4 protein-coding genes are annotated in these 6301 nt (G+C 66.7%); all 4 read right to left on the bottom strand.

Going from position 1 to position 6301, the window contains the following annotated elements; all coding sequences use genetic code 11:
• Positions 1–1166: acyl-CoA dehydrogenase family protein (locus Q0326_RS17215; protein WP_298692880.1), on the bottom strand; the 1166-nt coding region annotated here is incomplete at its 3' end.
• The gene (locus Q0326_RS17210) at positions 1163–2089 is read right to left on the bottom strand and encodes an enoyl-CoA hydratase (RefSeq protein WP_298692878.1); all 927 of its coding nucleotides are present in this window, start codon (positions 2087–2089) and stop codon (positions 1163–1165) included. The genes Q0326_RS17215 and Q0326_RS17210, both read right to left, overlap by 4 nt.
• On the bottom strand, positions 2086–4179 hold the full coding sequence (locus Q0326_RS17205) for an acetate--CoA ligase family protein (RefSeq protein WP_298692876.1): 2094 nt from the start codon (positions 4177–4179) through the stop codon (positions 2086–2088). Before Q0326_RS17205 ends, Q0326_RS17210 begins: the two co-directional genes overlap by 4 nt.
• On the bottom strand, positions 4176–6137 hold the full coding sequence (locus tag Q0326_RS17200; protein WP_298692874.1) for an NAD(P)/FAD-dependent oxidoreductase: 1962 nt from the start codon (positions 6135–6137) through the stop codon (positions 4176–4178). Before Q0326_RS17200 ends, Q0326_RS17205 begins: the two co-directional genes overlap by 4 nt.
• Between the last annotated feature and the right edge of the window lie 164 nt (positions 6138–6301).

Raw genomic sequence — 6301 nt, 5'->3', positions numbered from 1 at the left:
AGGCCGAGCATCCGCTCGGCGATGATGTTGCGCTGGATCTCGTTCGAGCCGGCGTAGATCGGACCCGACAGCGCGAAGATATAATCCTCGAGCCAGTCCTCGCGCGGACCCCCGCCGACGCCTTCGCCGTCGACCGGGATGTCGGTGACGAGTTCCGCATCGGCCCCAAGAATGTCGAGCGCGGTCTGCGTCAGCGCGATGTCGAGTTCGGACCAGAAAATCTTGTTGGTCGAGCTTTCCGGGCCGATCCTGCCGCCCGCCACCAGCCGCGACGCGGTGGCGTAGATCGACAGCGCATAGGCCTCGGCGTCCATCCAGCTCTGCGCGACGCGCTCGCCGATCGAGGCGGGGAGAGCATCCTTGTGTTTCTGCCACAGCGCGATCAGCTTGCGCGCCGCCACCTGATAGCGCGCCGGCGAGCGCAGCATCAGCCCGCGTTCGAACCCAGCGGTCGCCATACAGACGTGCCAGCCCTGCCCCTCGTCGCCGAGCCGGTCGGCAACGGGGACGCGTACATTGTCGAGGAAGATCTCGGCAAAGACGAGTTGCCCGTCCATCCGCGCGATCGGCCGGCGCGTGACGCCGGGCGCGTCGAGCGGGAATAGGATTAGGCTCATCCCGTTGTGGCGTTCGCTGCCCGGCTCCCGGAACAGGCCGAACGCCCAGTCGGCGAACGATGCGCGGCTCGACCAGGTCTTCTGGCCGTTCAGCACATATTCGTCGCCGTCCCGCGTCGCCGTCGCACGCACGCCCGCAAGGTCGCTGCCCGCACCGGGCTCGGACCAGGCCTGCGCCCAGATATCGTCGCCCGCCGCCATCCGCGGCAGGAAGCGCGCCTTCTGCTCGGGCGTGCCGAACTCCATCATCGTCGGACCGAGCAGGAATATGCCGTTCTGGTTGACGCGGGTCGGCGCGCCGGCGCGGTAATATTCCTCCTCGAAGATCAGCCAGCGGATCAGGTCGAGATCGCGCCCGCCCAGCGCCTGGGGCCAGGTGACCATGCCCCACCGACCATCGTTCAGCTTGCGCTCCCACTCGCGGTGCGCTTCGAAGCCCTCGCGCGTCAGGTCGAACGAGGGCAGGGGCGCGGGGGGCACGTTGGCCTGCATCCAGCTGCGGACCTCGGCGCGGAATGCCTGCTGCTCGGGAGTGTAGTCGAGGTTCACGCTTCGCCTGCCTGCTTCTTGCCCGAGGGCGTCTCGCCCGCTTCCCGCTTGTTCGCCGCGGCCATTTCCTTGGCGCCGAGCCCGGCGATCGCCGAGCCCTGCGTCAGGTCGTTCTGCGCGTGCGCGAAATGGTGCATGTGGAACACCGCGTCCATCGCGGTGCGCTTGCCGCGCAGTTCCTCGACATGGTTGACCGCCTGCTTGGTCAGCCATGTGCCGAGACGCGGCTGGGCTGCAAGCTTGGCGGCGACCTTCGCAGTTTCCTCGCGCAAGGCATCGCGCGCCACGATGCGGTTGACCATTCCGAACTGTTCGGCACGCTGCGCGGACATGCGCTCGCCGAGCAGCAGGAATTCCTTTGCGATCCGCGGCGGCAGTTCGAACGCGTGCGCGAAATATTCGACGCCGGGAATCCCCATGCGTACGACCGGGTCCTGGAAGAACGCGTCCTCGCTCGCGATGATTAGGTCGCACACCCATGCGAGCATGAGACCGCCGGCGATGCACGCACCCTGTACCATCGCTACCGTCGGCTTGGGAGCATCACGCCAGCGCCGGCACATGCCGAGATATTGCTCCTGCTCGCGCGTGTAGAGCAGTTCGGCCGCGGGCTTGTTGACGTGCCCCGGCACCATCAGGCGGTTGTCGAAATGCTTGTGCACGTCGCGTCCCGGCGTGCCGATGTCATGCCCGGCGGAGAAATGCTTGCCTTCGCCTGCCAGGACGATGCAGCGCACGGCGTCGTCCTGCACCGCGCGGTTGAACGCGTCGTCCAGCGCATAGGTCATCTGTCCGTTCTGCGCGTTGTTGAAGCCGGGGCGGTCCATCGTGATCCAGGCGACCGCATCGACGACGTCATACCGTACCGGTTGCTCGGTTTCGTAGGTGATGTCCACCTGCTGCGGTTCGACCAGATCGCTCATGCGGCTTCCTCGATTGCATTTTCGGTATTCAGGAGCACGAGCGCGTCGACGGCGACCGCACCACGCCCTTCGGGCATTACCAGAAGCGGATTGATCTCGACCTCGCGTAGCGTGTCCCCGCCTGCGAGCACCGCCTCCCCCAGCGCTGCGATCGCCTTGGCGGCCGCGGCGACATCCGCCTTGGGCGCGCCGCGATAGCCGTCGAGCAGGCCGAAGCCCTTCAGGCTGCGCAGCATCGCATCGGCACCGGCCGCATCGACGGGCAGGAGCCGGTGGCACACGTCCTTCATCAGTTCAGTCCAAACGCCGCCAAGGCCGACGGTCAGCATCCATCCGAACACCGGATCGCGCGTGACGCCGGCCAGGATCTCGATTCCGCCCGCCAGCATCGGCTCCAGCGTCACCCCCTCGATACGCACGCCCGGCATCGATCGCGCCTTGGCCATCATCGTGTCGAACGCCTCGGTCACCGCCGCCGCGTCCTTGAGGCCCAGCCGGATCAGCCCGTGTTCGGTCTTGTGCGCCACGTCGGGGCTGACGAGTTTCGCGACCAGAGGATAGCCGATCGCGTCCGCCGCCCCACGCGCCTCGACGCGGCTGTGAACCAACGCGTCGTGCACCACCGGCACGCCGAACCGCGCGAGCGCTTCCTTGGCGGCGGTTTCCGACAAAGCGTCCTCGCCCGCCGGGAACGCGGGCCAGCGCGTCCTGGACGCAGCAGGCGCGGGCGGTGCGGCGACGATCGCCTTCCACGCGCCATAGGCGGCGATCGCGCGCGCTGCGCGGTCGAAATCCTGGAAATAGGCGATACCCTTAGCGGCGAGTGCTTCGCGGTCGCCCATTGCGAAGGTGTCGATTGCGACGATCAGCTTGCCCGTCGCCGCCGCGCCGCGCTCGATCTGCGACATCGCCTGGATGAGGAAATTGCCCGGGAGATAGAGCAGCAGCACGTCGATGGCGTCGGGTTGCAGCGCGAGCTTGATCGCGTCGAGCAGGAAATCGTTCGAATTGACGAGGTTGCCGGTCAGGTCGACGGGGTTGGACACCATCCCGTAGGCCGGGATCTGCGCGCGCAGCCCCGCCTGCACGTCGTCGGGCAGCGTGGGCACATCGCCGCCCGCCAGCGCCAGCGCGTCGGACAGGATCGCCCCCGCCGCGCCCGACACCGACAGGATCGCGCAGGCATTGCCACCGATCTTGTCGACGAATCCGTGAAGGTACGCGAGATCGGCGAGCCCCGACAGCTCGCCGACGCGTGCCACGCCCGCCGCGGCGAAGGCGGCGTCATAGGCGGCGTTGTCGCCCGCGAGTGCGGCGGTGTGCGAGCGTGCAGCCTCCGCGCCCTTCTCGCTGGCGCCGACCTTGAACACGGTTAGCAACTTGCCCGCGGCGCGGAACTTCGCCGCCGCACGCAGGAACGCGGCACCGTCGCGCAACTCCTCGATGTAGCACAACGCGGTCTGCGTCGCGTCGTCGTCGGCGAGGAAATCGAGATAGTCGGCGAAGTCGACGTCCGCCTCGTTGCCCGTGTTGATGACATGGCTGAACGCGACGCCGGCGCGGCGTGCGGTGCGATAGACGGTCGCGCACATGTTGCCGCTCTGCGTCAGCAGCGCGGTGCTGCCTGCGGGATGTTCCGGCTGGAACTGCGAGCCGAAGGTGGTGAACACGCGGTCGCCGAAATTGGCGTTGCCCATGCAGTTGGGGCCTGCGATCCGCATGCCGGTGCGCTGCGCGAAGGCGGCGAGCTCGGCCTGCTTGGCCTGCCCTTCAGCCTCGTTGGTCTCGGCATAGCCAGCCGCGAACACCATCGCCGCCTTCACGCCCTTGGCATGGCAGCGCTCGAGCACCGGCAGCACGTCGTCCGCGCCGATCGCGACCAGCGCCAGGTCGATGGACTCGGGCACCGATTCGATGTCCGGGTACGCCGTCAGCCCCTGTACGGTCGGGCTCTTGGGATTGACCGGGAACAGCTTGTCGTAGCCCGCGCGGATCAGCAGCTCGACGGGCACGCCGCCGATCCGCTTGGGATTGTCCGACGCGCCGATCACCGCGATCGACCGGGGCTTGAGCAGCGGCGCGAGGCTCATGCCGCCGTCTCCGCATGCGCGGGGCGGAAGTCGTATTCCCCCGGATCGAAAGTTTCGGTCAGGTTGCGATAGTCGACCAGCCGCCACGGCGAGTTCTGCGTCACCCGGCCCTGCTTGTTCTTGTACCAGTTGTTCACGTTCGGATGTGCCCATGCCATTTTGGAAAGCGCGCCATCGACCTTTTCCTGATACGCTTGGAACGGTGCTTGCTTCACCTCGAGCGCGGCGGCCCCTGTCTCGACCAGTTCGCGGATGCCCTGCATGATGTAGCGGACCTGGCATTCGGAATAATAGACCGCGCTGCCGCCATGCGCCTGGTTGGTGTTGGGGCCATAGATCAGGAAGAAGTTCGGGAAGCCCGGCACCGTCATGCCGATGTGCGCGCGCGGATCGTCCTCACCCCAGCTGTCGCGGATGGTGATACCGTCGCGGCCCTCGATGTGCATCGGCGTCAGCATGCGCCGCGCCTGGAAGCCGGTGGCATAGACCAGCACGTCGACCTCGTGCCTCGTGCCGTCCGCCATCACGACCGCATCCGTCTCGATATGGTCGATCCGACCCGTCTCGAGCGTGACGTTCTCGCGCCGAAGCATGCGATACCAGTGATTGTCGCGCAGCATGCGCTTGCCATAGGGCGGGTAATCGGGCGTCGCCTTGCGGATCAGGTCTTCGTCGCCTCCCAGTTCTTCGGCAATGTGCTTTTCCAGCCGCTGGCGCAGTTCCTCGTTGCCCGCGCTGAGTGAACGCTCGGGCTGAGGCCAGTCAGGATCGATCTGGAGCAGCGGATGGAAGCCGTCCGACGACGACCAGAACAGCTGCCAGCGAAACCACTTGGCGTAATAGGGCAGGTTGTTCAGCACCCATTTCTTGTCGTCGGTGACGCGCTCGAAATAGAGCGGGTTGTTCATCGCCCAGTGCGCCGAGCGCTGGAAGATCGTGAGGTGATCGACGATCGGCGCGATCGCGGGTGCGACCTGCATGCCGCTCGCACCCGTGCCGATCATGCCGACGCGCCGGCCGGCGATGTCGATCTCCTTGTCCCAGCGCGCGGTGTGGAGCGCGGGGCCCTCGAAGCTGTCGAGCCCCGGGATCTCGGGATATTGCGGGCGATTGAGTTGTCCGACCGCGCTGACGACAACGTTGGCGGTGAACTGATGAAGCTGGTTCTCGCGGTCGCGCGTCTCGACGCGCCACAGCGCAGCGGCCTCGTCCCATACCGCGCTCGTCACTTCCTCGTGGAAGCGGATCTGGTCGGGCAGACCGGTGCGGACCGAATTGCGCTCGATATAGGCGAAGATCTCGTCGCGCTTGGCGAAGAAGTGATCCCAGTCGTGGCTCACGTTGAACGAATAGGAATAGAAATGATTGGCGGTGTCGACGCCGCAGCCGGGATAGCTGTTCTCGTACCATGTGCCGCCGACGCGGTCGTTCTTTTCGACGATCGTGAAGGGGATGCCGGCTTCCTTAAGCTTGATCCCCATCGCCACGCCCGAAAAACCTGCGCCGATGACGATCACATGGAATGCCGCCAGCGCCTCAGGCGAGGGTGTGTCGCGCCAGTGCACCGTCTTGGGGTCGCTGTCGGTGAGGTCCATCTCCTCGGCGACGAGCGGATAATAGTCCTCGGGCACGTGCTGCCCGGTCAGCGTGTCGAGCATCTTCGGCAGCAGCGCCGCGTCGGGCGCGGCGGGCAGGTCTCGCCCGGTCGCCGCATAGTCGGCGAGGATGTCGACCACCGCCCGATGCAACTCGGCCTTCAGATCCTCGGGCGCCTCTTCATGGAAGCTCCACGGACCTTTGATGTAGGGCGCGACGCGGTCGAGCCATGCCGGGTCGCCACCCAGATGCACCAGCACCATCAGCAGCGGCGCGACGTCCGCCGACTTCAGCGCCTCGGCGAGATGCGTACGGTCCGAGACCAGCGCCTTGAGCGCCTGGGCAGTGGTGGGACTGGTCATGGAATCCGAATCGCTCCTGCACTCGAAGAGGGCGTCGCGGGCAGGGCCCGGCACCGCCGCACTCAAGCGGCATAAAAATCTCCGCCGGCAATGCAACGCGCGTCGGACATTCATCGCCCCCGCGACACTTCGCCGGGTCGCGTTGACACCGGACCGCCGCGGCG

Source organism: uncultured Sphingomonas sp., assembly GCF_937859915.1.
Classification (GTDB): domain Bacteria; phylum Pseudomonadota; class Alphaproteobacteria; order Sphingomonadales; family Sphingomonadaceae; genus Solisphingomonas.
This window is presented reverse-complemented; position numbering and strand designations above follow the sequence as displayed.

Bases quoted from the DNA above. Each gene is read 5' to 3' on its own strand.
- Q0326_RS17205 (WP_298692876.1), bottom strand. From the start codon at position 4,179: ATGAGCCTCGCGCCGCTGCTCAAGCCCCGGTCGATCGCGGTGATCGGC.
- Q0326_RS17200 (WP_298692874.1), bottom strand. From the start codon at position 6,137: ATGACCAGTCCCACCACTGCCCAGGCGCTCAAGGCGCTGGTCTCGGAC.
- Q0326_RS17210 (WP_298692878.1), bottom strand. From the start codon at position 2,089: ATGAGCGATCTGGTCGAACCGCAGCAGGTGGACATCACCTACGAAACC.